The sequence below is a fragment of the Eximiradius proteiniborus genome, from assembly GCF_058546985.1.
Genome location: NZ_CM178592.1, coordinates 1,489,836 through 1,516,419, shown reverse-complemented (window position 1 = coordinate 1,516,419; position 26,584 = coordinate 1,489,836). Strand labels below are relative to the sequence as shown.

Annotated in this window: 18 protein-coding genes; 6 read left to right on the top strand and 12 right to left on the bottom strand. The window is 39.1% G+C overall.

Annotation, left to right across the window (positions count from 1 at the left end; genetic code table 11):
* Nucleotides 1-7: 7 nt before the first annotated feature.
* From ACY2LT_RS06270 to mutS, 5 genes are all read right to left on the bottom strand, one after another.
* On the bottom strand, nt 8-2,350 hold the full coding sequence (locus ACY2LT_RS06270; RefSeq protein ID WP_491814575.1) for a DUF6588 family protein: 2,343 nt from the start codon (nt 2,348-2,350) through the stop codon (nt 8-10).
* A gap of 116 nt (nt 2,351-2,466) precedes the next feature.
* Nucleotides 2,467-3,285 (bottom strand): purine-nucleoside phosphorylase, encoded by an 819-nt coding sequence (locus ACY2LT_RS06265; protein ID WP_491814573.1) that lies wholly within the window; start codon nt 3,283-3,285, stop codon nt 2,467-2,469.
* 4 nt (nt 3,286-3,289) lie between these two features.
* Entirely contained in the window at nt 3,290-5,353 is a 2,064-nt protein-coding gene (locus tag ACY2LT_RS06260; protein ID WP_491814571.1) for a glycoside hydrolase family 57 protein, read from the bottom strand.
* A 71-nt stretch (nt 5,354-5,424) separates the two neighbouring features.
* Entirely contained in the window at nt 5,425-7,734 is a 2,310-nt protein-coding gene (locus ACY2LT_RS06255) for a T9SS type A sorting domain-containing protein (protein WP_491814569.1), read from the bottom strand.
* 66 nt (nt 7,735-7,800) lie between these two features.
* A complete protein-coding gene (mutS, locus tag ACY2LT_RS06250) occupies nt 7,801-10,428 on the bottom strand; it encodes a DNA mismatch repair protein MutS (protein WP_491814567.1) in 2,628 nt (875 codons plus the stop codon).
* A 194-nt stretch (nt 10,429-10,622) separates the two neighbouring features.
* Between mutS and ACY2LT_RS06245 the strand changes: the two genes are divergently transcribed.
* A complete protein-coding gene (locus tag ACY2LT_RS06245) occupies nt 10,623-11,126 on the top strand; it encodes an asparaginase domain-containing protein (RefSeq protein WP_491814565.1) in 504 nt (167 codons plus the stop codon).
* On the opposite strand, the gene hydE is transcribed toward ACY2LT_RS06245, so the two are convergent.
* The gene (gene hydE, locus ACY2LT_RS06240) at nt 11,123-12,217 is read right to left on the bottom strand and encodes a [FeFe] hydrogenase H-cluster radical SAM maturase HydE (RefSeq protein ID WP_491814563.1); all 1,095 of its coding nucleotides are present in this window, start codon (nt 12,215-12,217) and stop codon (nt 11,123-11,125) included. The genes ACY2LT_RS06245 and hydE overlap by 4 nt on opposite strands.
* 11 nt (nt 12,218-12,228) lie before the next feature.
* Nucleotides 12,229-13,632, bottom strand: coding sequence for a [FeFe] hydrogenase H-cluster radical SAM maturase HydG (hydG, locus tag ACY2LT_RS06235; RefSeq protein WP_491814561.1), 1,404 nt, complete (start codon nt 13,630-13,632; stop codon nt 12,229-12,231).
* 122 nt (nt 13,633-13,754) lie between these two features.
* On the opposite strand from hydG, the gene ACY2LT_RS06230 reads away from it, so the two are divergent.
* Genes ACY2LT_RS06230 through ACY2LT_RS06220 form a run of 3 tightly spaced genes read left to right on the top strand, consistent with a single transcriptional unit; the run spans nt 13,755 to nt 15,068 of the window.
* Nucleotides 13,755-14,183: a hypothetical protein gene (locus ACY2LT_RS06230; RefSeq protein ID WP_491814559.1), complete on the top strand. Its 429-nt coding sequence runs from the start codon at nt 13,755-13,757 to the stop codon at nt 14,181-14,183.
* Nucleotides 14,184-14,215: 32 nt separating this feature from the next.
* Entirely contained in the window at nt 14,216-14,635 is a 420-nt protein-coding gene (ybeY, locus tag ACY2LT_RS06225) for an rRNA maturation RNase YbeY (protein ID WP_491814557.1), read from the top strand.
* Nucleotides 14,628-15,068 carry a DUF494 family protein gene (locus ACY2LT_RS06220; RefSeq protein ID WP_491814555.1) on the top strand — a complete coding sequence of 147 codons (441 nt, stop codon included), beginning with the start codon at nt 14,628-14,630 and terminating at the stop codon, nt 15,066-15,068. The genes ybeY and ACY2LT_RS06220 overlap by 8 nt, the downstream gene beginning before the upstream one ends.
* Before the next feature lie 72 nt (nt 15,069-15,140).
* Here the strand turns inward: ACY2LT_RS06220 and pta are convergent, their stop codons facing one another.
* Together pta and ACY2LT_RS06210 are read right to left on the bottom strand one after the other, a co-directional pair.
* Complete coding sequence (gene pta, locus ACY2LT_RS06215) at nt 15,141-16,121, bottom strand: phosphate acetyltransferase (RefSeq protein ID WP_491814553.1); 981 nt, start codon at nt 16,119-16,121, stop codon at nt 15,141-15,143.
* Nucleotides 16,122-16,150: 29 nt separating this feature from the next.
* Nucleotides 16,151-17,395 carry an acetate kinase gene (locus ACY2LT_RS06210; RefSeq protein ID WP_491814551.1) on the bottom strand — a complete coding sequence of 415 codons (1,245 nt, stop codon included), beginning with the start codon at nt 17,393-17,395 and terminating at the stop codon, nt 16,151-16,153.
* A gap of 366 nt (nt 17,396-17,761) precedes the next feature.
* Between ACY2LT_RS06210 and ACY2LT_RS06205 the strand changes: the two genes are divergently transcribed.
* Entirely contained in the window at nt 17,762-18,244 is a 483-nt protein-coding gene (locus ACY2LT_RS06205; protein WP_491816783.1) for a glutathione peroxidase, read from the top strand.
* A gap of 116 nt (nt 18,245-18,360) precedes the next feature.
* Here ACY2LT_RS06205 and ACY2LT_RS06200 read toward each other — a convergent pair whose 3' ends face one another.
* Together ACY2LT_RS06200 and ACY2LT_RS06195 are read right to left on the bottom strand one after the other, a co-directional pair.
* Nucleotides 18,361-20,403: a RelA/SpoT family protein gene (locus tag ACY2LT_RS06200; RefSeq protein ID WP_491814549.1), complete on the bottom strand. Its 2,043-nt coding sequence runs from the start codon at nt 20,401-20,403 to the stop codon at nt 18,361-18,363.
* Nucleotides 20,404-20,508: 105 nt separating this feature from the next.
* Nucleotides 20,509-24,306, bottom strand: a complete 3,798-nt coding sequence (locus ACY2LT_RS06195) for an immunoglobulin domain-containing protein (protein WP_491814547.1) — start codon at nt 24,304-24,306, stop codon at nt 20,509-20,511.
* A gap of 254 nt (nt 24,307-24,560) precedes the next feature.
* On the opposite strand from ACY2LT_RS06195, the gene ACY2LT_RS06190 reads away from it, so the two are divergent.
* Nucleotides 24,561-25,940, top strand: a complete 1,380-nt coding sequence (locus ACY2LT_RS06190; protein WP_491814545.1) for a M20/M25/M40 family metallo-hydrolase — start codon at nt 24,561-24,563, stop codon at nt 25,938-25,940.
* On the opposite strand, the gene ACY2LT_RS06185 is transcribed toward ACY2LT_RS06190, so the two are convergent.
* On the bottom strand, nt 25,921-26,571 hold the full coding sequence (locus ACY2LT_RS06185; protein WP_491814544.1) for an HD domain-containing protein: 651 nt from the start codon (nt 26,569-26,571) through the stop codon (nt 25,921-25,923). The two genes, ACY2LT_RS06190 and ACY2LT_RS06185, sit on opposite strands and share 20 nt — an antisense overlap.
* Nucleotides 26,572-26,584: the final 13 nt, after the last annotated feature.

Below are 26,584 nucleotides of genomic sequence, written 5' to 3'. Positions count from 1 at the left end.
TTCTCTCCTATTTAACTGGTATCTTTACTTCTATAATTACAGTTCGGCTGTAAAAGCGTCCTTCGGGCAAATCATTGCTATAAAGCAATACCTTTTCTCCCGAACCAATCGTTTTGGCGTCCGGGCGTCCGAGTGCTTTGCTTGCAGATACTGCACGCGAAAGCGACAGCTTTTCGTTATAATCATCGTTGCCCATTCTATCTGTATATCCGGTAATCTTTACAATCGAATTTTCCGGCATCTCTTTTTTAATCATATCAATAATTTTCATATTGTTGTCCGAAAGCGTAGCTTTGTCGAAATCGAACAGAATTAAATCATATACATTTGTAATTGTATCGCCCGATTTTGCTGTTTCCTTGCTTATAGTTTTCAATTCGACGGGTAATGTTTTTACATCGGTAATATAGTGATTGCCTTCTTTATCATTGACCGATAGATTAAACTGCATATTATGCTTGATTAAAGCTTTTGCTGTTTCGTCATCCTGAACATACCAGTCATCGAAGTGAATTTGCTCGCTTCTGCCATATATTTCCTTTACTTTTCTGGTGCTTGCTGTTACAATCAACCGCCAGTCGGCAATTCCTGCATCTGAAGCTACTTCGGGACGGAACCTGATTATCGGAGGCAGTATCAATCGGGTTGTGTCTTGAATTACAGATGGAGCAATTATATCCCAGTCGTTCGACGAAATTTCAACGCGCCGGTTTTCGGCAATTCCGTCCGGGTCCTTGCTGTTCGAAGCTTTTTCTGGCAAATTGCGGGCAACAGTTTTAATTCGATTAGGTTCAATTCCCCATACTTCAACAAAATATTTTTTCACATTTTCAGCCCGTGCTTGCGAAAGCTGACGGTTGTTGCGTTCTGCTCCAATTCCCGAATTAGTCCCAGTAAGTGTAATTATTGCATCAGGGTTCTTTCTGAGTCTCATTCCAATAATATTGAGAATTCTGTGATACACATCGAGTGCATTGCCTTCGGATATATCTTTCTCAATCATACGTTTAGCTGAATCAGCGGTGATTCGTTCGTAGCGTGCGGAAATTTCAGCAGAATTGTCGTCAAAAAATACCATTGGCAGCAGTGGCGAGATATGTTTTGAAATATTTTCTTCCATTTTTATTGTTAGCAGAGGTTTTTCAGTGCCATTTTCAACTGCATAAGCAGAAATATCGGCAGTAAGCTTCGTCTTTTTTTCTTCTATTTTGACTTCGGGCTGGTCTATTGTCGGTTGGTCGAACTTAATATCTTCAGCAAATGTTGGTTCTGGAATTGGCTCGGGTTCTGGTGCCGGTGGTGGCGGTGGTGGTGGCTGTTTTTCCTTCGTTTCAATCAAATATAGCGAAAAACCTGCCGAAAGCACCGGTTGCGAAGCATAATATGCCGAAGCGCTGAATTCCATTGCAGATAATTTATACGACAGACCGCCGCCAATCCTGAATTTTGTGAAACTTTCTATATTAAAATTGAATGGGCGTGCTTCTCTTATTTCAGGATAAGGACTATTTACCAATTCTAAGTCTTCGCTCTGCTCTTTTATAGCACGAAACTTTCCTCTGAAATCCTCGTATTGCATTGCTGCTGTTGCATAAAAATTCTCGGTAATTTCGTAGCTATAATGTGTTCCTACTGCAAACGAAGTGATTTCAAATCCGGGCGACCTCTTCATTGAATGGTACGCAAAATGCAGTGCCAGCGAATTGCCGCTATTATCCTCAAATAAACTGAATAATTTGTCAATGTTTTGATTTACCGCTATGGTGTAATATGTGAAATTCGTTCCGTCTATCGGAACAGAAAAAAATCGCCCGCGAATCTGCGTTCTCGAAGGCAATCCCATAAACACTTGCAGAACCGGCAGACCGGACATAAAGTTTATGTTGTTGCCTTCGATAAATGCAACCGAACGGTAGAAAGAATCAGGTGCAAAGTGATTCTGTGGTGCCGCAAATATTGCTGTTGAACGTCCTCCATAAATTGTTGGTTGTTGCCAGCTGCCTTTTACGTTGTGTATTATTTTGCCGTCCTTCTTGACAGCTGTGAGAACGCTGTTGGTGTTTCCGTAGAGGTCTGGCAGTTCGGCGTCGTATGTTTTCTGACTGTTTGGTATGTACATACCCATTATGTTAATGTCAATCCCAAGTGTGAAAGTCTTTTTGTAATCTGCTTTGGTAAACAAGCCTGTATTGAAGCTTTCTCCGAGAGTTGTAAAAAGCGGTTTCAGATAGCCTTGTGCGTGCTGAGAAGTAAGCAAGGTGAATTCCCTGCTTATTTCTATTTCTTTTGCAGCACGTAAGTTGCTGGATATTATTATACTTAAAAAAATAAACAGTAAAAATTTTTTCATTTGCTATTCCTGTTAAAGATTACATTAAATTAACTGACAATAAATTAAGTGTTTTATTTTACAATATCTTATAAAAAAGATAAATTTAAATTAAATAAGAAATATTTCATTTTGGATTAATCAATTTTTATGGCTTCTTCAATTATTTGTTTTGCAACCGGAAGAGCCTTGCTACTTTCGATTAACACTTCTTCGTGGGAAAGAGAACTTGTTGCTACTTCAACTAACTTGTTGGTAATTATCGAGATGCCAAGATTTTCAATTCCCAGTTGTGAGGCAACTTTTGCTTCAATTATTGTGCTCATTCCTGCACAGTCAGCACCTATGCGCCGGAAAAAACGAATTTCGGCAGGTGTTTCATAGGTCGGTCCTAATGTGCTTAAATATATTCCTTCCTGAAATGGTATTTTGCTGTTTGCAAGGTTCTTGGCTAACTTATCATTCCAACTCCTTGAAAAAATATCTTGCTTCATCTCGTATTTTTGAAATAAGCAAGCCTCGCTTCTGTACAGCAGATTAATTGTATCCCGAATAATTACGCAATCGCCAACATTGTAGAATTGATTTAGTCCGCCTGCCGAATTTGTATAAATCATCTTCTCTATTCCGAGCAAACTTGATAAAACAGATACCGAGGCAACTTCTTCAACGCTAAATCCTTCATAAAAATGAAACCGTCCGCTGAATACCATACACGGCACCCCCCCGATTTCCACAAATAAGAGTTTGCCTTTGTGTCCTTTTGCTGTGGGTTGTGGGAAATTTGGAATTTGACTGTAAGAAATTTCTCCGAGCAATGAATTGCTGTCAAAAAGCTCCCCAAAGCCACTTCCTGCAATTATTGCTGTATTGATTTTATTGAGAAAATGATTATGAACAAACTCGGCTGATTTAGAATATTTCTCTAAAATTTCTTTGCGTAGAATTGATTTCATTTCGTTAGACTAAGTAATAAACAATCGGGCATTCCCGCGTGTATTCAATTATATTGCGTTTGGCGTTTGTTTTGAGTGTAATATTAATTTTATACCTGCTCTTTTTCAGAAAATCAAGTGCAATATCAATATATTCACCTAAGGCAAGTTTACGAAAACACAAATAATCGGATTTATTCACTATATCAATTTTATCTCTGAAAATAAAGATATAATAGTCGTTATCAAGACGCAATTCAATAAAATCATCTTCTTCGAGAGCCCGTTCCAACTCGAACCGAAAGAAAAGTGCATCTGAATTATTGCCAATATAAAGCCTTTTCAAAAACTCACCGCTTTGGTGCATTGTTGTCATAACACCAGCAGTATTAAAACTTGCCGAATATTCCCATTCGTGCATTTCGGAAGATTTACCGTTGCAGCGCGGGAAAACCTGCTTTGTAGAAGCTATATACTGTTGGTATGTATCAATAAGCGATATTGGCGAAAGCAAACTAATTGGAATTTCTTCACCAATCAGTTCGTAAATTCTCTGAAGATGTCTTCGGAAAAGTATATCGAAATCTGCTTTGTTCGGTGCATTGTGCTCGGGACCATACCACCAGAACCAATCTGAACCCTCGGCAATATAGATTTCTCTCATTACTTCCTGCAAAATCTCAGCTTTTAAACTCTGCTTGTGGAATTCCACTTCTGTGCGGGCTCGCGAAAGCATTTTCCACGCGGTTATATCATCTCTGTGTCCGATCCAGATACCAAAATTAGCATTTATCCACGACCCGGCGTGAATGTGGCTGAACGCTTTCGAGTGTTCGGGGTGTAAAGTTCCAACTGCTTCCGAACAAGTAATTGTTTTATACTTTTCTTCGTTGCTCAGATTATTAAATAAGTTGTTGAGAAAGTCTATTCCGTTGTTTTTGTAAAATTCCCAACAATTTTCTCCATCCAGAATAACAGTAACAGCAGCATAATCAAGTGCTTCTTCGCCATAGAGCCTCACAATCTCGTTGCGAATACTGTCCAAATGCGAGCAAAATTCATCAGCTGCTTCTTTTGCGTCCCATTTTGAATACACAAAGCCAATCCTATCCGACAGGAAGCGGTCGCGAAATAGCAGACGTATTTCTAAATTCTTTTCGGCGTTTCTGTATATCTGTGGGAAAAATTTCAATGTATCGTAAAATCCATTGCCTGCGGTTTCTTTGAGCATTTGTTCGTCAGTTGCGGCCCAAAGAATATTGCGTCCGGCAAGCATATCGCAAGTTGCATCAGAAAGTGAGCCCTCCGAGGGCCACACACCAGCAGGGGAGACCCCAAATTTCTCTTTATAAATATTAATTCCGCGCTCAATTTGTGCCCGTGCATCTTCCGGATAGCGAAAATCTAATTCTGATATATCTAACCACGGCATCGCTTCCAATGCACTTCGGGAATCAATTAGCAATGGCAATATCGGATGATATTCAGGTGAGCAGGAAATCTCTACTTGCCCTTGTTCCATTAATTCCTTCATTAGTGGGGCAATTCTTGCCATTACTTTTAGATGGTAGTCCAAAACGTAACGCTTGTCTTCTTCGGTGAAATTGCGATTTTTTGCAATCAGGTTCTGTATTTTTTCGTCCTGCTTGGATACCTCGCCTACCCACGCTAAATTATACCAAACCTGCAAATCAAGAATATCTTCGTTGCTAAACTCTTCGCCTGATTGCTTTTTTTGGTAAAGCTCCAAATACCGTTTATGTGGAGTGATTAAATTTTCAAGGTTTATTACAAAAAATTGCTTCAGTATTTCTTTCTTCTCGTTTTCTGTAAGTTCCGATGGTGATTTTTCGGATAATATTTGAACTCTGTCTTTGACTTTTCCGCTTAAATATTCATCAATCTGTAACATCAAAGAAGGAGCGAAATTGAAAGTTTGTTTAAGTTTTGGGAATGATTTTAGCAGGTAAGGCAAATCGTAATAATCTTTTACTGCGTGCATACGCACCCACGGGAGAATAAATTCATTCTCCCATTTATAATATGGCTGATGTTGATGCCATAAAAACGCTACACGCAGTGGTTTCATTTATTTCTCTGTTTGAAATACCTAAGTAACTATAAAAACATAATTTATTAAATATTATTTAAAAAAACAAGTTAATGTTTTATAATAAATTTTATTTTCTCAGCTTTTGTATTCGATTTAATAATAGCAAAATATATACCAGAGTTTAATCCGCTTGTGTCGATTTCTATAATTCCTTGTTCAATCTCAGTTCCATCTATTTCCAACTGTTCTGTAATAATTGCTTTGCCTGAAGTAAGTTGGTTGCCAAGCAAGTCAAATACATCAGTGTTCAGAATCGGTGCGGACTTCACTTTCGAATAGGGAATATATACAACTTTCGAAGCAGGATTTGGATATGCCGAAGCAACAACAAAATTATTTCCGGAATTAATTTTTACTGTTTCAAGAAGCAATCTTGCATCGCAACGAGTATTCCCAAAATATTTATTTGGCAACGAATACGCCACAAGCGGTATTATGTGATCGTTGCATACATCTTCAATAATTAAAGTATCTCGTTCAAAATTCAGCGAACGTGGCGAATAGCAAACCGATATTTCTTTTTCTTCTCCCGCTGCTATGTTTATTGGCAATTGGCTTTGGGGAATAGAAAAAGAAAGCTTATAGAATAAATACGGGTTGTCAATTGTGTAATTTAACTGACTTATATTTTTCACTTTGATTTTTGAGCAGGACAAATTTGGATAATGCACACTATCGACAAAAAATTCTTTACCCGGCATCAGTACAGACAATCTGTTCGTTTCGTTACGAACTATAACCTCTACTGCATCCGAAACTCCACTACAGCCGTTTTTGTCCACCACCGCCGCACGGAATTTTCCGCTTTCGCCAACTTTTAAATACTGCCCAAAGGCAACTTGCTTGCCGTGCTCGTCGAACCATTCGACAACCGGAAAATTTGGCACAACTTGGAGCAAAACGCTATCGCCAATACATATATTAGTTCTTCCAATCGGATTTATTTTCGGTTCTGGCAATGGATTGAAAACTATTGTGTAATCTAATGAATCGATACATCCAAATGCATCCTCAGCTGTAACCCTGATTTTTTCGCTTTTGGTTAATTTTATCTCGTTCCCACTTGCTCCGTTGCTCCAACTAATGTTTGAATGATTGGAAACAACTTTTAGCAAAACAGTGTCTCCATCGCAAGGCATCGATTTGCTCGGTTGCAGAACAATTTTATCGGCTTGCCGAACTTTTATTTCAATTTCACCGGAATATGCATATTCACATTCAGAATTTTCTACATACACACTATATCGTCCGCTCTTATAAACTTTTATTGATTTCGATGTCTCGCCGGTAGACCATCGGATGACTTTATAGTTGCCCTCTACTAAAAGTTCAACTGTATCGCCCTGACAAATTTCATTTTGCCCAAGCAAAACTATAGTCGGCTGAGCTATTGAACTTCTACGCAATCGGTATAGTCCTTCGCCGGCAAGCCAGCCTGTTGTATCATCTACAAACCAAATATCATCGAGATTTTTCCCGGCCGGAATTCCGCAATTTCGCAACTCCCAGGTTTTTCCGCCATCAGATGTATAATATACTTCACGGTTCAACCCACAAGCCCAGCCTCGCAGACTATCCAGCAGGAAAGAGCCATACATTGAGCCTTTTGTAACATAATCTCTCCAGGTGCTTCCCATATTCGTAGAAAAGCGGATACCGCCTCGGTTTGTTGTTGTCCCATCGCAGGATAGGGAATAGGGGATAAGAAAAGTTCTTCCTTTGTGTGTGATTTCTTCGTGCCAGTCCAATCCACCTGTTCTGCTGAATACTGCCCAGCTATTGCCTGTGTTTGTTGTTCGCCAGATTAATCCACTGCTTACTGCATATCCTGTTCCATTTGGATATACAATGCAATCTGCGAGCTTTGTATTTGAATAAAAGAAATCATATGATTCCCAATCTTGTCCGCCATTTGTTGTTTTGAAAAATCTCTGATAGCCCACACAATTTCCGCCAAGCACAAAACCTAAATTTTCATCTACAAAATACGTTCCCCATAGCAATACATCATCGGCACGCGGCGAAATATCCATCCAGCTTGCCCCACCATTTATCGACTTGAATATTTTTCCTTCCCCCGAGCAATATCCTATCAACGGAGAAGCAAAATGTATGCTTTCAATTTGATTTATTTCCGGAATTTGCGTTCCTTGCCAGGTTTGCCCACCATCAGTAGTGCGAATCACTTTCCCTTCGTATCCGCACGCCCAGCCATATTGTGGATTGCTTTCCAAAAAATATACATCTAACCAGTAGCTTTGCCTGTAAAAATTTGGCATATTGGTAACTTCTTCCCAGTAACTTTGTGCAGACTGAAAGCAAAAAACTATTAATATGGTAAATATCGTTACTCTCATCGATAAAAAAACACGTATAACATAGAAAAAATTACACTTGAATTACGAATTAAACGAAAATTAGTTTTACTTTATTTCTTTTTTCAAATCACTAAGAATTTTAAGTGCTTCAATTGGTGTGATGTTATCAACGTCGATTGTGTTAATTTTCTCACGCAAAGCGTCGTCCTTAAACTCGAAAATCGAAAGTTGATGATAAGGTTGTCCTTTCTGGCGTGTTTTTATTCGGCTTATATCTGGTTTATGTTCGCTTTGTGGTTCGTTTGTATCTCCCTCGAAAAGTTTCATAATTTCATTTGCCCGGTCAATAATTTTTGAGGGAAGTCCTGCCATTTTTGCCACGTGTATTCCAAATGAATGGTCGCTTCCTCCGCTTGATACTTTGTGGGTGAATACAACATTTCCTTCGGTTTCGATTACTTCTACCCGGTAATTTTTTATTCCTTGATAGCGTTGTGTCATATCGTTAAGTTCGTGGTAGTGCGTTGCAAAAAGTGTTTTAGCTTTAATATCATTATGAATGTATTCGGCAATTGCCCAGGCAATCGAAATTCCGTCGAAAGTTGCTGTCCCGCGTCCCACTTCGTCTAATAATATCAGACTGCGACGGGTTGCATTATTTATTATATTTGCCGCTTCCTGCATTTCAACTAAAAATGTGCTTTCACCACTTGTAATGTTGTCCTGAGCACCAACTCGCGTGAAAATTCTATCCACAGTTCCGAATTTTGCCTTCTTTGCCGGGACAAAAGAACCCATTTGCCCAAGCAAAACAATTAATCCAACCTGTCGCAAATAACACGATTTACCACTCATATTCGGACCTGTGATAATATGTATCATATTGTCCGAAGTGTTCATTTTTGTTGAATTTGGAACGAAACTTTCGCCTGTCGGAAGCATTTTCTCAACAACCGGATGTCTCCCGTCTTCGATTTCGAGTATTTCGCTGGTGTCTATCTCTGGACGGGTGTAGTTGTTTTCCCTTGCGACAGTCGAAAACGAAAGCAAACAATCGAGTGTTGCAAGATTTTCGGCATTTTTCTGCAATTTGGACAATTCTGCATAAATCTTTAATCGCAATTCGGCAAATAGCCGCTGTTCGAGCTCGATAATTTTTTCCTCTGCCGAGAGAATTTTATTTTCGAAGTCCTTTAAAATAGGTGTGGTGTAGCGTTCGGCATTAGTCAGAGTTTGCTTGCGTTCGTAATCCTTAGGCACTTTATCTTTGTGAGTATGAGTGATTTCAATGTAGTAGCCGAACACATTGTTGAAACTAACCTTTAATGATGGTATTCCTGTGCGCTCGCGTTCTGCTTCCTGAAAGTCCGAAATCCATTTTTTTGCTGAAAATTTTGCGTTTACATAATCATCGAGTTCCGTGAAAAATCCTTCCCGAAAAATATTGCCATTCCCAAAATTTACCGATGGTTCGTCCAATAATGCACTTTCCAGAAAATCAAGCAGACCGTCTAAAGTTTCAAGTGAATTATTTATTTCGTTGATAAGCGGTGAAGCAAATTCGCTCAATATTTCCTTTAATTCAGGAATAATTTTTAAAGTGTTGCGGATAGCGACAGCGTCTCTTGGATTTGCTCTGCCGGTGGCAACTTTTGCCGAAAGACGTTCCAAATCTGCTGTTTCGCCAAGCTTTCTTCGAAGCAATATGCTTGTTTCCTGATTATTGAAAAACTCTTCGACAGCAGACAACCGATAATTAATCTGGTTAATTGCTTTCAGTGGGTGAGTAACCCAGCGTTTAAGCAATCTGCTGCCTGCTGCGGTCGAAGTTTTATCCAATACTCTGAGCAAAGCACCATCTTGCGTTCCAGCAAAAGAATACGTGATTTCTAAATTCCGGCGCGTTGCTGCATCAAGCATCATATAATTGGTTGGGTTGTAGTGGCGAATTCCCTGCAAGTGCCCAATGTTCCCGTTTTGCATCGTTTTTACATAGTGAAGCACAGCCCCGCACGCCACAATTCCGTCCGGCAATTCGTCTATTCCAAAGCCTTTTAAGCTTCTCGTTGCAAATGTATCTAAAATTAATTTGCTTGCAAATTCATAATCGAAAAACCAATCTTCGAGCTTTGTTATCGATGGCTTATAACTCAATTTGCCTAATGTTTCAAGAAAGAAGCCCATTTGAACTTTCGCTATAATTATCTCCGAAGGCACAATCCCCTCGAGCAAATCTATCAGCTGCGAAAGTGCAATTTCTGTCGTGAAAAAATCGCCCGTCGAAATATCTATCGCTGCAAACCCAATTGTATTATTTCGTTTTCTGTCCTGCGAAAGATAAATTGAAGCTACATAATTGTTCTTCCCCGAATCTAATACTTTTTCGTATAACGCAACTCCCGGAGTAACAACTTCAACTACATCACGTTTTACAATCCCACGCGCAAGCTTTGGGTCTTCGAGTTGCTCGCATACAGCCACTCGATAGCCTGCCCGAACAAGCTTAGGCAAGTAATTATCAAGTTGATGATAAGGGAAGCCCGCAAGTGGCATATCGGCGCCCGCTCCGTTGTTCCTCTTTGTTAGTGCAATTCCACATACTTTCGATGTGATTTGGGCATCCTCGTTGAAAGTCTCGTAGAAGTCTCCCAACCGAAATAGTAATATTGTATCAGGGTAACGCTCTTTAATTTGATTATATTGCCGCATTAGCGGGGTTTGTTTCTCTTTCATATCTCAATTTTTATATTTATCAATACAAAATTATTATAATTCTATCACATATAAAATTCATTTTATTGGCACTTTAAGCGACTAATATTTATGGTATTTTGAGAACATTCTTCATAAATTTTTTTTATACTTTTTTCTACACTTATATTTTTGTTAATTTTGAGTTTATTTGTTGTAATAAATCTAAGATAATTATGGCAATCAGAATATTTGTAACTGGTGGAACTTTCGACAAAGAATATAACGAGCTCAATGGAACTCTGTTTTTCAAAGATACTCATATTAATGAGATGCTGAAATTAGGTCGTGCCCGCGTCCCAATCGAAGTGAGGACTTTGATGATGATGGACAGCATCGATATGACAGATGCCGACCGCGAACTAATTGCTTCGAACTGCTTGAAAACTGAAGAAAGTAAAATAATAATTACTCACGGCACCGACACAATGGTCGAAACTGCCCGCGTCATTGCTGAAAAAGTGAAAGATAAAACAATTGTGCTCACTGGTGCAATGATACCATATAAGTTCGGTAGTTCCGACGGACTTTTCAATTTAGGCAGTGCGATTGCCCTTGTCCAAACACTTCCTCCCGGCGTCTATATTGCTATGAACGGTCGCTATTTCAACTGGGACAACTGCCAGAAAAATCGCGACAAAGGGGAATTCGAGGAAATTAAACCAAAGCAGAAATTCTAATTTTTTTGCTTGTTGCGAAAATGAAGTGGGTCGCCCCATACTCCGTATGCTATTGAGCGACCTACTGATGCAATTCGCATCTGCATACAGCTATGGCATTCTGCTGCAAATTCCGAAACGCAAGGTTTGTCCTCATAGAGCATATAGTTTTTGCGGTATTCGGTTGGTGTAATCTGCGGCATAATTACATTTGCTCCATAGCGAAGCCCTTCCTCGCGTCCGGTTGGGTGAATAGTTTGAAGTGCTGTTGTCGAAGCAATATTAACATCTTTTAACACAATCCGGCATACTGCAATCATTCTGAGCGATAATTCAAAACGCCATTTCTTGATTTCCTCGGTGGTCTGGTATTGCTTGCCCATTGGGGTATCGTTGTGCGGAAGATATGGTCCCATCCCAATCATATCAATATCCATATTGCGGAAGAAAAGCACATCGTTTGCCAGATCATCCAGAGTTTGTCCCGGTAGCCCGATCATTACTCCTGTGCCGACCTGAAAGCCTACTTTTTTTAGTGTGTTAAGTGCTTCTATCCGAGCCTCTAATTTCTGTTGCGGAGGATGTATCTTTGAAAACAATTCGGGGTTTGTTGTTTCTATTCTCAATAGGTATCTATGAGCACCTGCCTCAAAAAATCTTCGATATGTTTCTTCTGTTTGTTCACCAACGCAAAGTGTAATGCCAAGTCCTTCGGGATATTTTTCGCTTTTTGTTGCGTCCTTTATTCCTTTGATGCAACTAACCACGTATTCGATAAATTGTTCGTCGCGTCGGTCGCCCGATTGCAATACGACAGAGCCATAATCAAATTCTGCTGCTAATTTTGCTGCTTCGATTACTTGTTCCACAGATAACAAATAACGTTCGGTATTGGCGTTGCTTTTTCTAATCCCACAATAGTAGCAATCATTTACACAGTAATTAGAAAATTCAATCAAACCGCGAAGATATACCTTGTCGCCTACATATTCGAGCATTGTATTGTATGCTTTGCTCCGAATCAGTTCGATTTCTTCAGGGGTAGCAGATAATAACCGGACAATTTCTTCCCTTGAAAGTGTATCTTTCGATAAAATATCTTGAATAGACATAATCACCCAAATTAGAAAAATAAATCGCGTTCGCCCTGCTCAATTCTCTGCAGATAATCTCGTGTTAGCTGACGAACGTGTTCATCAGGAATTTGCAGAATTTCGCGTTCAATTAGTTCCTCGCCAATTCGGCGCGTATCCTCATCTGCATAATCGACTAAATATTCTTTTAGCGTTGTAAGCCCGTTTGGTTGGCAATAAAGTTTTATCAGCCCGGGCTTTGCCTGATCCATAAAGTCTTCTCCAACCCGCCCCGAACGATAGCAGGCAGTGCAAAACGATGGAATATATCCGTGCCGAATTACATCAGCTATTACTTCCCCTGAGCTACGACAATCGTTCAGCACAAACTGCCCTTCTTCGTATTCGCTCGACGACGAAAATGCCTGCTTGTATCCACCCGGAACAGTCCGCGAGCCGGCACTAATTTGCGAAATACCCAGGTCAAACAGTTCGCTTCGAAGCTGTGCTGGTTCGCGCGTGGATAATATCATTCCGGTATATGGAACTGACAGACGCAGAGACGCAACCACTTTTTTGAGTTCAAGATCCGAAACCGGATAAGGTATATTATTCGAAACAGGTGCATTCTTTGCAGGCTTTATTCGAGGAATTGAAATAGTGTGAGGTCCCACACCGTAGTATTTATCTAAATAACGCGAATGTTCTATTAATGAAAGCACTTCGAATCGATAATCGAACAGCCCGAACAATACTCCAATACCAACGTCGTGCATTCCGTTGGCAAGTGCCCTATCCATTACATACAGACGCCATTCGTAATCTGCTTTCTTGCCAGCCGGATGCATCTTCTTGTATGTTTCGCGATGGTATGTTTCCTGAAATACAGTGTATGTTCCGATTGGAACTAAGCTGAAACGCTTAAACTCTTCTTCGGATAGCGGTGCTATTTCAACGTTTATTCTTCTGATAGACGAACCTTTCGAATCGCGAACGCTATAGACGGCTTCGATCGCTTCTATGAACTTATCAAGCGAGCTTTCCTTGTGGTTCTCGCCCATTAGCATTAATATTCGCTTGTGTCCCTGCTCGAGAATTCCAAGTGTCTCTTCTTTTATTTGCTCAATAGATAGAGAGTGCCGAGTGATTTCTTTATTATCTGCGCGAAAACCACAGTAGAGGCAATTATTTGCACAAAAGTTAGAAGTATAAAGCGGAGCGAACAATACTAAACGCCTTCCGTAAATTTCTTCTTTTACTTTGTAGGCAGTGTGAAAAATTTTTTCGAGTTGCTCAGGTTCGTCAATATTTAGCAATGCAGCTGTTTCTTCCAGATCAATCCCTTGAAGTTCCAATGCTTTCGACAATATTTCATCTATCTGAACCTTGTCAGGTTTGCTGGTGTGTTCTAAAATGCTAAATAGTTTCTTTTCGTCAATTATTTCTCTTTTCATTAATATTAATTTTTTTGTATCCAATAAACAAAATTTAAGATTTAAGACGTAAAAAAATACTTTGAATTTTAACTTTGTAAGTTTATTTTGAAATATATTCTAATACAATTTGGAATAATACTATGGCGTTTAGTTTTATTGAGCAGGATATAGATACAATTTCCAACATTTTGGGACAGCAGCCCGAAGCCTTCGAAAATTCCTGGACCTGGAACCTTCGGAATGATGCTTCAGATAAGCCAATGATTATCAATCTTTACAACTCGATAGTTTTTGATAAAGATAAAGAAGGCTCTATTGTCTCGGTTCAAACTCGCCATGGTTATTATGAACTGCACAATTTAACCGGTTATGTAGTTTTCGAGCCCGACGAAATTATTTTTATTTGCTCTAAAAAGAAAACTCTTTCTTGCTTGATTGTTGGCAAAGGAAATACTTGCTCGTTCTACTCAAACATTCACAAGAAAATGTTGCATCGTGACCCAACCGAACTCGATCCTGCTGTTCTGCTTGCCGCAATGCAACTTTCGCTTATTGAAAAAATGGTTTAACTAATTCGGCATTTTTTTCGTCTTATAAATATATGTATAAAATTGAGTTTACAAATACAACAGAACAAAGTCGCCTTCAATATAAAAAAATCAGAAGGGCGGTGGAGAACGCTCTAAAAGGCGAAAAAATTAATGAAGCGGAAATTTCTATAGTTTTTATGAATAATGACGATATTAGAGATATAAATAATCGTTATTTGAAACATAACTGGGAAACAGACGTAATTTCCTTCCCTTTGGAAGAAAATCCGCTTTCAGGCGAAATCTACATTGGGCTGGAAGTTGCCCGTGAGCAGGCAAAAGAATATAATGTGAGCCTTACTAATGAACTTTCGCGGCTTGCTATTCACGGCGTTTTGCATATTATCGGATACGACGATGCTACTGATATAGAAAGAAACAATATGACAAAGCTCGAAAACAAATATCTGGAGGGAGATACAAGTGAGTGAAAGAATTTTGCAAATTATCGTTTTTGTGGTGAAAGAACTTCACTCTAATGATAAACTTACCGAATCTCACATCAAAAGCTTGCATAAGCTTGGATATACTGATGTGGAGATTTCTACTGCTCTCAGCTGGTTGGTCGATCGCGAAATTACTTCTACCGAAGAAGAAACTCAGTCCTTCCGTATGCTTAACGAAATGGAAAAGGACTTATTTACTACTGAGGCTCTTGGCGATCTGCTTCAATACCAGGCTCTCGGACTGATTTCCAACGACCAGATTGATTTTATCATAGACCGCATTCTGACAAGTGAGTTCGAATCTAAAATCGATAGAAATGTGCTCGGATATATCGTAATGGCTCTTGTTTTTAAATCTCCCTGGGAAAATATTTTGCCCTCGAAAATACTGCTTAACGGAAACGAAACAATACACTGATTTTTTCTTTCATAAATAAAAAAGGCTGCCCAAAATTTGTGGCAGCCTTTTTTTATGCTATTTGTTATTGTTCTATGCCATCAATGAGCATATTGCTGCAACAGTTACCATATCATCGACGGAACAACCGCGCGACAGATCGCAATATGGTTTTGCCAAACCTTGCACAACCGGACCAACGGCTTCGGCTCCGGCAAGTCTTTGCACCAATTTGTAACCGATATTCCCTGCATTTAAGTCTGGGAAAACAAGCACATTTGCTTTTCCTGCTACTGCTGAATCCGGGCTTTTACGTTTACCAATCTCCGGAACTATTGCTGCGTCGAGTTGCAATTCCCCATCAGAAGGTATATTCGGTTCTTTCTCCTGCATAATCTTGACAGCTGCGCGCACTTTATCTACCAAAGGATGCTCGGCACTTCCTTTTGTGGAGAACGATAGAAATGCAACTTTTGGTTCTTCTCCGGTGATTGCTTTATAGTTCTTTGCCGAACTAATTGCAATATCGGCAAGCTGCTCGGCTGTTGGGTCTGGATTTACTGCACAATCAGCGAAGCAATACATTTTGTCGGGGAATGCCATTATAAAGAAACTGCTCACAATCGAAATGCCTGCCGCAACTCCAACTGTATAGATTGCCGCTTTGAGCACTGCACCTGTGGATGAAACATTTCCACCGACAGTTACTTGCACTCTGTTTGTTTCGAGCAATAAGCCGGCAAAATATAATGGATCGGTTACAGTTTGGCGGGCTTGTTCCAGCGTCATTCCTTTTGCTTTACGCTTTTCATATAAAATGTTTGCAAATTCATCGATTAGCTCACTTTGGGCTGGATCAATAATTTGCACTCCTTCGAGCGATATGCTTTTTTCGTTTGCTACCGCTTTGATTTTGCTTTCATTTCCTACAAGCACCGGACGGGCAATTTTTTCGTCCAGCAAATAGCGGCTGGCAAGCAATGTGCGATCGTCTTCCGCATCCGGAAAAGCAACCAATGCGTTTACTGCTTTTGCTTTATTTCTTGTTGTTTCGATAAATGGAATTTGAGACATAACAAACAATCCTTTTTATTATTAAATAATTATGGCAATGGAGCATTCAACACAACGCGGCAAGTGTCTCTTGCAATTACTAATTCTTCGTTTGTTGGAATAACATACACCTGCAATTTGCTATCCGGAGTTGATATGACGCCTTCTTTGCCACGTATCATCTTGTTGTTGAGCTTTTTGTCAATTTTAACGCCTAAAAATTCTAAGTGTTCGCATACTTTTGCACGAACATCCGGAGCGTTTTCGCCAATTCCGGCAGAGAAGCAAATTGCATCTGCTCCGTTCATTGCTGTAAGATATGCACCTACATACTTAACAATTCGGGAACAGAACATATCGATTGCAAGCTGAGCGCGTCTGTCCTGATGTTCAGTGATTTCTACTTCGAGGTCGCGCATATCATTTGTTAGCCCGGAAATTCCCAAAAGCCCCGAACGCTTATTCAGCATATTGAATATTTCATCAATTGAGGAACCTTCTTTGTGATGCAGGAAATCAATTATTGTTGGGTCTATATCGCCGCAGCGCGTTCCCATCATTAGCCCTTCGAGTGGAGTAAATCCCATCGATGTGTCGATTGATTTGCCGTGCTTGATTGCACAAGCAGACGAGCCATTGCCCAAATGTAAAGTGATGATGTTTGTGTCGTCTTTTGTTTTGCCTGTCAATACACGATAGCGATATGCAATGTATCTGTGCGAAGTGCCGTGAAATCCGTATTTACGAATTTTATACCGACGATAATATTGATATGGAATAGCATACAAATATGCTGTTTCCGGCATAGTCGAATGAAATGCTGTGTCGAAAATTGCAACCTGAGGCACACTCGGTCCGAATACTTCTCTTGCTGCATAAATACCTTTCAGGTTTGCCGGATTATGCAGTGGTGCAAGCTCAATATTATCTTCCATCTTTGCAATTACATCATTGTCGATACGCACCGAACTCTTGAACTCTTCGCCTCCGTGAACAGTGCGATGCCCTATTGCGTGAATATCTTCGAGTGAATTAATTCCGGGTATTCCTGTATCGGGATTTGTAACCCATTTGATAATATATTGAATTGCAGCCTTATGGTCGCGAATTGCTGCCGTCGTTTTAATAGTTGATTTGCCTTCTACTTTCAGGGAAATCAATGCTTCCGAACCAATTCTTTCTAATAGCCCGCGTGCAAGCTCACGGTCTTCATTTTTCTCGATTTTTTCTAAATCGGTATCAATTATTTGAAATTTTAATGAGGAACTACCGCAGTTGAGAACTAAAATATTCATAACTTTTCCTATTAATATTATTTTACCAAAAAATTAAGTAAGTATTACAAAAATAAAAGAAATTTTGATTATTTGTTTTCATTTTTCACGATTTATTAAAATTTTGTCTTTATTTTGCGTTGTATCGGCTAAACAATGAATTTATATTTATTGTTTTTGATTTCACCTTTGTTTCTCGCTTATTTATTATTTTGCTTTTATTTATTTTCAAACTTCAAGGCAAACAATATTTTACCAGCGGTTTCGTTTAAACTAAAAATAATTTTAGTTTAATTAAAGGCGGAAAAAATGCTAAAATACTTAATTTTACTACTCATTTTTGCTTTTGCTAATATTAATTGTAGTTCTCAGTCTAACGGAGGAAATATGGGTTCCATATATGATTTTTCTGCAAAAACTATCGATGGCAAAGAAAAATCTATTGCCGATTACAAAGGCAAAGTTCTGCTTATTGTTAATGTTGCAAGCAAATGCGGCTTTACTCCTCAATACAAAGGATTGGAAGAACTCTACCGCAAATACAAAGATTCTGGTTTAGAAATACTTGCTTTTCCGTGCAACCAGTTTGGTGGTCAGGAACCGGGCACAAACGAGGAAATAGCTTCGTTTTGTTCTGCAAATTATGGTGTTTCGTTTCAGATATTCGACAAAATTGAAGTAAATGGCGAAAACGCACACCCTCTCTATAAATTCTTGAAAGCCAACGCAAAAGGCTTTATCAACGATGAAATAAAATGGAATTTCACAAAATTTTTAGTTAATCAAAACGGGGATGTCGTTGATAGATTTGCTCCGCAGACCACTCCCGAAAGTATCGAAAAGCATATTGCTGAACTCTTGAAAAAATAATATTGCCCGGTTTGTTCTAAAGGTTGCCCCTCGGGGGGCAACCTTTCCTTTATGCATTATTGTAGATTTGTAAATATTGAAAAAGTTGTAAATCGGTTTGCGGATAATTATCATTCTTATTTCGTCTTAACTCCTTCAATTCCGGGGAGAAGACGCAATTTATTAGTAAACTTTTTCAATTGCTCAATATCTTGCACTTGAATTGTTGCCAAAAGTGCTTTTACATTCTTTCCAAGTTGCACCATTTCGGTATTGAGAACTATTATCGAGGCGTTTGCAGCCTCATCATCAAACTGGTATGGATAATCTGAACAGAAAATTTTCAGCTGAACGGTTTGCAAAGAAACATCATCGCACCATTCTGCATTTTTTAGATTTACAGTATCTGCAATATTTTTTACGTATGGGCATTCTGCACGATGCACCTTGATTTCGCTCTTTTTCGTAACATAAGCAACAATTGGTTCGCCTTTTATCGGATGGCAGCATTTGGCTAACTTGGTTTCTATGCCGCTTAATCCTTCAACCTTAACTTGTGGACGTAGTTTTTTCAGTTTGATGTCGTGTTCAGTTAGTTTTTTCTGTTCTTTCTGTTTTTCGAAAGCTTTGGGATATATCTTTTTTAGCAAATTAAGCGAACATTTTGTATTTCCATTGCCCAAAGAAAGGAAAAAATCTTCCGGCGACGAAAAGTCTAATAGCTCAATGTTTTTACGGAATGTTGCATCGTCGTCGAAACCGCGTATTTTCGCTTTGTGTTGCTTTTTCAGTTGCTCCCAGGCTTTTTTTCCATCAGCAATTAATAACTCACGTTCGTTCTGCTTGAACCACTTCAATATTTTCGAGCGGCTTCGTGTTGATTTAACAATATCGAGCCAATCTCGCGACGGCTTGCTGTTTTTGGAAGTAATTATATCGACAACATCTCCACTGTGCAGCTCTGTTTTCAGCTTCGCAAATTTACCGTTTATTCTTGCACCTGTTGCTTTATATCCAACGTCTGTATGCACAGCAAAAGCAAAATCTAATGCAGTTGCTCCTTCTACAAGAGAAATAATATTTCCCTTGGGTGTGAGAACGTGTATATAGTCGCTTTTCATTTCAGATTTAAGCATTTCAAATAATTCAACCGGATTTTCGAAATACTCATCATTTTCAAGAAAATCTTTTAGCTTTTTCACCCACAAATCGTTCTTTCCTGCGGTTCGTTCTTTATATGCCCAGTGAGCCGCCCCACCATATTCCGCTTCTATATCCATTTGATGTGTTCGGATTTGTATTTCAAACTTATCGCCACTCGTTGTATGAACTGTTGTTTGTATTGAGCGATATCCATTTGGTTTCGGATAAGTTATCCAGTCGCGGAAACGTTTCTCAATTGGTATCCATTTGCTATGGACGATGCCCAGTGTAACATAGCAATGTTCTTCTGTGTCTGTTATCACACGCAAAGCCATCAGGTCGTATATTCCGTCAAGCGTTGTGTTTTGATTTTTCAGTTTCCTGTAAATGCTGTAAGGTCTTTTCACTCTGTATTTTATTTCAGCTGGAATTGAATGCTTTTTAAGTTGCTCTGCAACATCATAGCTCATAGTTTTTAATTTTCTTTCAAGCGTTTCGCGTCTTACTTCTATTGCACGATGAATTTTGCGGTATTCTGTAGGTTCAAGTATTTTGAAAGATATATCTTCAAGCGGTTGATAGAGCTTACTTATTCCAAGACGGTGAGCAATTGGTGAATACAAATACAAACATTCTTCGGCAAGAGGAACAAGGTTTCGGCTATTGCTGTTCGATACATACTTCAATGTAACGAGACGTTCTATCACTTTTAGGATAATTAGCCTCAAATCATCTGTAATTTCGATGAATACTTTTCTTAAATCCGAGATGCGTTTTTGTGTTTCTGGAATTGTTACCTTGCTTATTCTATGAAAAAGTTCGATGTTTTTTATAAGTCCATCGCCAAATTCCGACTGCAGTATTGCTAACAGTTCCTTGTTGTTCAAATCAATGTTCATAAAGGCAGCAAGTGGCAGAATGTCGTTGCCAAGTTTGAATTTTTGTGCTTCTTGAATAATTTCATTAGCAAATTGTCTTTCCTGTTCGGTTGAATATGCTCTTTCAATTAATTGATTAATTTGTTCAAGAGTTTCCATTTTCCACTTACAATTATTTAATGATTATCAACAATCTAATAAATATTTATCTAAAAAAAAAGCCGCCCACAAAAGTGAGCGGCTCGAATAAATTCTTACAATTCATTATTTTATTACAACCATTCTCTCAGTAGCTAAGCCACGGGCAGATTTCAGAGTAACAAAATAGAAGCCGGCAGGTAAGCTTGCAGTATTGAATTGAATATTTTGCAAACTACCTGTAGCATTTCCTTCGAATATTTTTGCTACTTCGTTGCCTAATGCGTCTGTTATGTATAATCTTACATTTTCTGCACTGCTACCAACAAATCTTATTTCGGTTGTTCCATTTACAGGGTTTGGTGAAATTGGCATCACTCCAAATCCACGCAGAGCAACTTCATCAACCGATGCATACACTTTGCGGGTAACAGTTACATAAGCAATATTTGATTTCACTTCGCCACAGTCATTTTTGACAACGCAATAGTATTCGCCGATATCCGATGAATTTGCATTATCTTTTTGGTAAATGTTTGTAGTAGCGCCAGCGATTGCACTGCCATCCTTATACCATTGATATGTCATCGGGAGCAGGCTCTTAGCAGTAACTTCAATTTGCAATTCTTCGTTTTCTTTGACAATTATATTATCTGCTGGTTGAACTGTGATTTCTGGGACAGTAACAACACTTAGTACTGCATTGTTGCTCCAAAGTTTAACTCCATAGCCATTGACAGTTGCCATTAAGCGATATTTACCAGCGTCGTTTATATTAACGTCGGAGATTGTAAGTTCTTCAGTTGTTGCACCAGAGATACGGTAATTATCTACAAGCGGAATGTTTTCATAATACCATTGATATGAAATTGTTGCAGGAAGAGTTGTAGTAGCTGTAGCAGTGAATTTTACTTCGTTTCCGGCACAAACCTGAACATCGGCAGGTTGCTTTGTGAATAATACATCAGCTATTCTAACGTAAACTTTTTTCGAGGAAACAGCTGTGTTAGGACACTTCCCGCTGAATGTAACGTAATATTCGTCGCTTGCCATTGAAGGCTGAATTTTCGATAGTCTCAACATATTCGAACGGGCTCCGGCAATGTGAACTCCATCATCGACAAGCGGAGTATTACCGCGATACCATTGAATTGCAACATCTTTTGCCGGACGAGTTCCATTTGGACCAACAATGTGTGCTTCGGCATATAACGTTACTTCTCCACCTTGCAGAGTGTATTGCGATACCGGTTGAGTTGTAACAGTTGCTGGTGTAACAACATATACATCAATTGGTTCGGTTACTAATTCCGGGCATACAGGTTTGCCAACTACAAGGCAAGTGTAAGTCCCGGAAGTTTCATATTTTACTGAGTTTAATGTAAGTGTGCTCTTCGTTGCATTAGGAATGATTTTTCCATCTTTCATCCATTGATATTTCAAATCGGAACCGCTTACATCCACTGAAAGCGTGTAATTTTCTCCTTCGCATAATGAAGTGGATGGCGAACCACCTGATTGAAGCGGTGTATCCCAAATATAGTTATTATTCGATACATCGAAAATATATGGATGCTCAACACTGATTAATCTAAAAGCTAATTGTTTTTCGGAATATGTTCCTCTTGGAATTTTCCATTCGTAGTGTCCTTTGCGGGCATCAACGTTAGGCAATATTGTAGTGTATGTAACTCCTCCATTTTCAGATACTTGAATATTTAACTTATCGACACCGTTCGAGTTCCAGGTAATATGATATGCTTCGTGGTTGCAAAGTTCTTCGTTATCGTATGGCATAATCAGGTCGAGTTGTGGTGTACCAAATAATATTGGATTAAGTCTTCCGCCATTTGCCAATCTTGTATCGACTGTTGCCCAGATACCGTCCCCGTCTGTCCAGGTGCGGAGTTCATTGCCTTGCCAGTCGAAATTTTTAAGCTTACGCACTCCACTTGTTAAATTATTTGGAATATAAGTAGCCCAGGCACTGTTTGTTTCTTCATAATCAGCAAACCACCAAGGTGTTTGTGGTGGAAATCCCGGAGTTTGAATTCTTGCTCCGATGTTCTGAACTATTCCAACGGATACTGGTGCATCGTTTTCGTCGTAGAGAACGACAAATGAATTTGGTTGAAGCCAGCTTGTCGGGTCGTAGATACCTGTTACAAGTGATTGATCTGAACCAAAGTCTCTTGATTGAGATGTTTTTGTTGATTTGAAGCGTTTCAGAAATCTTCCATCTTCAAAAGCCATCCCGAATAACCAGTAAACATTTACCTGATTGTTGAATGCTGCGTTGCCGGTAGGAACAATATTTATCCAGATTTTTCTTGATGTTTCGTTTGGTCCCGTTGTGAAATAAGAATAGGATTCATTATCTACAAACGAACGAAAACTATTATAAATGTATTTTCCGGCATCAGCATTGAAATGAATATTGTTTCCTGCTCCGTTATTATTTGCTGGTGTAATATCATAATTCGGGTCGTTAGTTGCTCCTGTCAAATATCTGTATGTTGTATTTGGAAGCAGATTGTTTACTTGCACCAAAGCAAAAGCAGGCATACGCGGACCGTATGGATCGGTTCCGAGTGTCCCTACACCCTTAATATAGTCCGGTATAATAATTTCTGTGAATGTGATTTCATCGGCAACTGTAACATTTTCTATAATTGGATATATAAAGCCGGGTGAAGTAATTGTTATAGTGTAGTCCCCGGCCGCATCAAATGAAATATCATCAAATGTTGCTACTCCGTTAAAAAATGCTTTTGTCGTTGTTCCTGTAATATTTCCTGTTCCTGCTGCTGTAATTGTAACAGTAGGACCATTGTAATTTACAAATGTTTCACCATTAGCATTTATTGCCCGGACTGTGAAAGTAGCAAGCGGAAAATTCTTGTGAGTTTTGCCTACAAAGTTATCTAATGCAAGTCCGGATGGACCTTCCACAAAACTTACATTCACACTTGCAGAAGTCAGTCCGGTCGATGTAAACGATAATGTTATTGTATTTGTATCTAAATAACGCAAATTAGTAAATTCTACTGCATAAGTTCCCGCTGCAATTGTCATAGTCTGTTGAGGAATAACTAAATTGGTTACTGCTTGCAAAGTTACATCAGTATTGCCGGATACAAATTTTGGAATATTGTTGTCGTCAGTTGTAATTACACGAACGCTGAACGGGAAATTTGAGCTTGGAACATTCGGAGTTACCTTTTGAACCAACAACTTTGTCGGAGTTCCGATAGACGAGTAGCTTGTAACTGCAATATCATCAACGCTCATTTCCGGACGACCACCGGAACCGCTAACATAGTAATATTTCCAGCGTAAATAGACAACCGGCTGATTTTCTACTTCTTCCGGAAGCAAGATATTATCGAACGTTGTTATTTGATTTACTGGATTTGTTGATAAATACTCAACCGGATTTCCGTTTGCATCTACAACGTCTTTGAATGCTCCATTGCCAACTCTGTATTGCAATCTTATTCCGTAAATTCGTGTGTTGGTTGCAAGGACGGCACCTTTCCAAGAAACTCGGATTGTATTACGGTTTGTTGTGTTCAAAGCCAGAACAGCCGCTCCTAATTTCACAGTAACAGATGTATTGACAAAGCTAAATCCTGCTGTGCCTTTGCCATTGACGCGTGTTCCGCTTGTTAGATTGTAAGCGGCAGTGTAGTTTCCGGTCATTTCGTATGCCAGATCCGGGTCTGTTCCAGTGCTTGCCATAGTTGCATTATGGAAAATCATATTCGGTGGATAAGTCCCCGCAGCATTAGTAGCAGCCCATTCAGTTAAACTATAATCACCACTCGATAAATCGAACGGTGTTGGGTATGTAGGCTGGGCAATCAGTAAACTACCCGAAATGAACATAAACACAAAAAGAAAAGTTAGTGTTTTTTTGAACATAATTTAATTCTCCTTTTATGGAAAGAACAGAAATTTTGAAATAACTTTTAAGACGTGTTTTAAGACGTCTAATTTAATTAAAATTTTGAATTTTTTTGTTAATTATTTGTTAATATTTTAAAGTAGATATGCAATGTCTTGTGTTTTTATAATCTCAAATGATTACTGAATTATTTCTTAACTAAATGAATTATTTATTTTTAATAAAACTTATGATTACATAATTTTGTATAAAATTTTATAATGAGATATTTATGAAAAAGATTATTTATTTATCCTTATTTTTCTGCGTTTTTAATCTCAACGCACAAATTACACAAAAATATATCCTTTCAAAATATGAAAGCAAAGTAGATAGCCTTATCAAAATAATAATGGAAGACGATAAATTTTACGAGCGGCTCGGGTATTTGTGCGATGTGTTCGGGCATCGTCTCAGCGGTTCTGAAAATCTGGAACGGGCACTTGATTGGCTTTATTCAGAAATGAAAAAGGACGGTCTCCAAAATGTGGCTAAAGACAGCGTTTGGGTGCCTCACTGGGTTCGTCAGGAAGAAAAATGTGAACTCATCTTCCCGATGCAAAAGAAAATACCTGTTATGGCTTATGGTGGGAGCATCTCTACCCCGAAAGAAGGAATTGAAGCCGATGTTTTAGTTGTTTCGAGCTTCGAAGAACTCAAAGAAAAAGCTGCATTAGCTAAAGGAAAAATAGTTGTATATAATGTTCCGTTCATTAATTACTCTCAGGCTGTGCCATTCCGGTTTCGTGGTGCTATTAATGCAGCAGAAGTTGGGGCAGTTGCAAGCCTTGCCCGGTCGGTTACTCCACAAAACAACTCGCTTCACACCGGAATGATGATTTACAACGACAATGTCAATAAAATTCCTCACGGCACACTGAACTCCGAAGATGCAGAATTGCTCCATAGATTGCAAAATCGCGGCATAACTCCACGCTTGCGGCTTACTTTACTCAATGAAACTTTGCCCGATTTTCTTTCCTGGAACTTACGTGGTGAACTTGTCGGCTGGGAACATCCTAATGAATTCATTGCATTAGGTGGACATATAGATTCCTGGGATGTTGGCACTGGTGCTCACGATGATGCTTGCGGATGTGTTGCTACGTGGGCTGCTGTGAAATATATCAAAGATGCAGGGCTTCGCCCCCGCCGCACTCTTCGTGCCGTTATGTGGGCAAATGAAGAAAACGGTGTGCGCGGTGGCAAAGCATACCGCGACCAGCATTCTCATCTTCCTCATTCTCTTATGTTCGAACTCGATGCCGGTTGCTTCCGCCCTTCCAAAATTGGATTTTCCGGTCCTGATACTATTTTCTCGATTGTTAAGTTTTTCGAGCCTCTCTTGCAGAAAATCGATTCTATCACAGTTGTCAGAGGTGGTGGGGGAGTGGATATAGACCCAATGGTGCGCACAGGTGTGCCTGCAATGAGCCTGTGGACTGAAAGCGAAGGCAATTATTTTCGCTATCATCATTCCGAATGGGATACTTTCGACAAAATCGTAGCGCAGGACTTTAAAAAATGTATTGCTGCTATTGCTGTGGCTATGTATCTATATGCTGATTTGCCTGTTGATTATTTAAGCTTCATCAAGCAGGCATCACACTAAACGCTTTTTCTTTTTCTAATATGCTTTTGTATCTCTGCAGTAGCCATTCGCCTGCTGGATGAATCCGCTTTGTTGCTTCTTCGTCGGTGCGTCCCCAGTGGTCTGAGGCACTAAGCTTATACAAATCATATATATTTATTCGCTTGCTAAGCCTTTGGATTGCTGCATCAGAAACGTTTTCTCTATTCTTATACAGTTGTATTGGCTTGAGATGTTCCATTATATATGCCGAAACATCCGGAAAAAACTCATCTAATCCCAATTTGTTTAGAAACGATTTTGTCGGAGGCAATCCCATCAAATCGTGTAATGGACTTTTTATCCTACCTTGCTTCATTATCGTTGTGTATGGTTTGCCGAAATCGTGGCATAGTGCCCCAAGCATAAACGCTAAAGCGTCTTTTTCCGAGTGATAAGTGTTTCTGAATTCCGCAGCTACATCAATTACCATTAAAGTATGTGTCCACACACTTCCTTCGGGATGCCAGGTTGCATCCTGACAGGTTACAATCAAAAAATATAATTCAGAGAAAGAACCTAATTTATTATTTTTTTTTAAGTATTCGAAAAATTCCGATGGCTTTTCAGAATTAAGCATTATTCTTAGAAAATCATTAGTCAAAGTCTGCATCTTTATTAAAATT

Bases quoted from the DNA above. Each gene is read 5' to 3' on its own strand.
- ACY2LT_RS06190 (WP_491814545.1), top strand. From the start codon at position 24,561: ATGAAAAAGATTATTTATTTATCCTTATTTTTCTGCGTTTTTAATCTC.
- hydE (WP_491814563.1), bottom strand. From the start codon at position 12,217: ATGTCTATTCAAGATATTTTATCGAAAGATACACTTTCAAGGGAAGAA.
- ACY2LT_RS06205 (WP_491816783.1), top strand. From the start codon at position 17,762: ATGGGTTCCATATATGATTTTTCTGCAAAAACTATCGATGGCAAAGAA.
- ACY2LT_RS06195 (WP_491814547.1), bottom strand. From the start codon at position 24,306: ATGTTCAAAAAAACACTAACTTTTCTTTTTGTGTTTATGTTCATTTCG.
- ACY2LT_RS06270 (WP_491814575.1), bottom strand. From the start codon at position 2,350: ATGAAAAAATTTTTACTGTTTATTTTTTTAAGTATAATAATATCCAGC.
- ACY2LT_RS06265 (WP_491814573.1), bottom strand. From the start codon at position 3,285: ATGAAATCAATTCTACGCAAAGAAATTTTAGAGAAATATTCTAAATCA.
- ybeY (WP_491814557.1), top strand. From the start codon at position 14,216: ATGTATAAAATTGAGTTTACAAATACAACAGAACAAAGTCGCCTTCAA.
- ACY2LT_RS06255 (WP_491814569.1), bottom strand. From the start codon at position 7,734: ATGAGAGTAACGATATTTACCATATTAATAGTTTTTTGCTTTCAGTCT.
- hydG (WP_491814561.1), bottom strand. From the start codon at position 13,632: ATGAAAAGAGAAATAATTGACGAAAAGAAACTATTTAGCATTTTAGAA.
- mutS (WP_491814567.1), bottom strand. From the start codon at position 10,428: ATGAAAGAGAAACAAACCCCGCTAATGCGGCAATATAATCAAATTAAA.
- ACY2LT_RS06260 (WP_491814571.1), bottom strand. From the start codon at position 5,353: ATGAAACCACTGCGTGTAGCGTTTTTATGGCATCAACATCAGCCATAT.
- ACY2LT_RS06230 (WP_491814559.1), top strand. From the start codon at position 13,755: ATGGCGTTTAGTTTTATTGAGCAGGATATAGATACAATTTCCAACATT.
- ACY2LT_RS06185 (WP_491814544.1), bottom strand. From the start codon at position 26,571: ATGCAGACTTTGACTAATGATTTTCTAAGAATAATGCTTAATTCTGAA.
- ACY2LT_RS06210 (WP_491814551.1), bottom strand. From the start codon at position 17,395: ATGAATATTTTAGTTCTCAACTGCGGTAGTTCCTCATTAAAATTTCAA.
- pta (WP_491814553.1), bottom strand. From the start codon at position 16,121: ATGTCTCAAATTCCATTTATCGAAACAACAAGAAATAAAGCAAAAGCA.
- ACY2LT_RS06245 (WP_491814565.1), top strand. From the start codon at position 10,623: ATGGCAATCAGAATATTTGTAACTGGTGGAACTTTCGACAAAGAATAT.
- ACY2LT_RS06200 (WP_491814549.1), bottom strand. From the start codon at position 20,403: ATGGAAACTCTTGAACAAATTAATCAATTAATTGAAAGAGCATATTCA.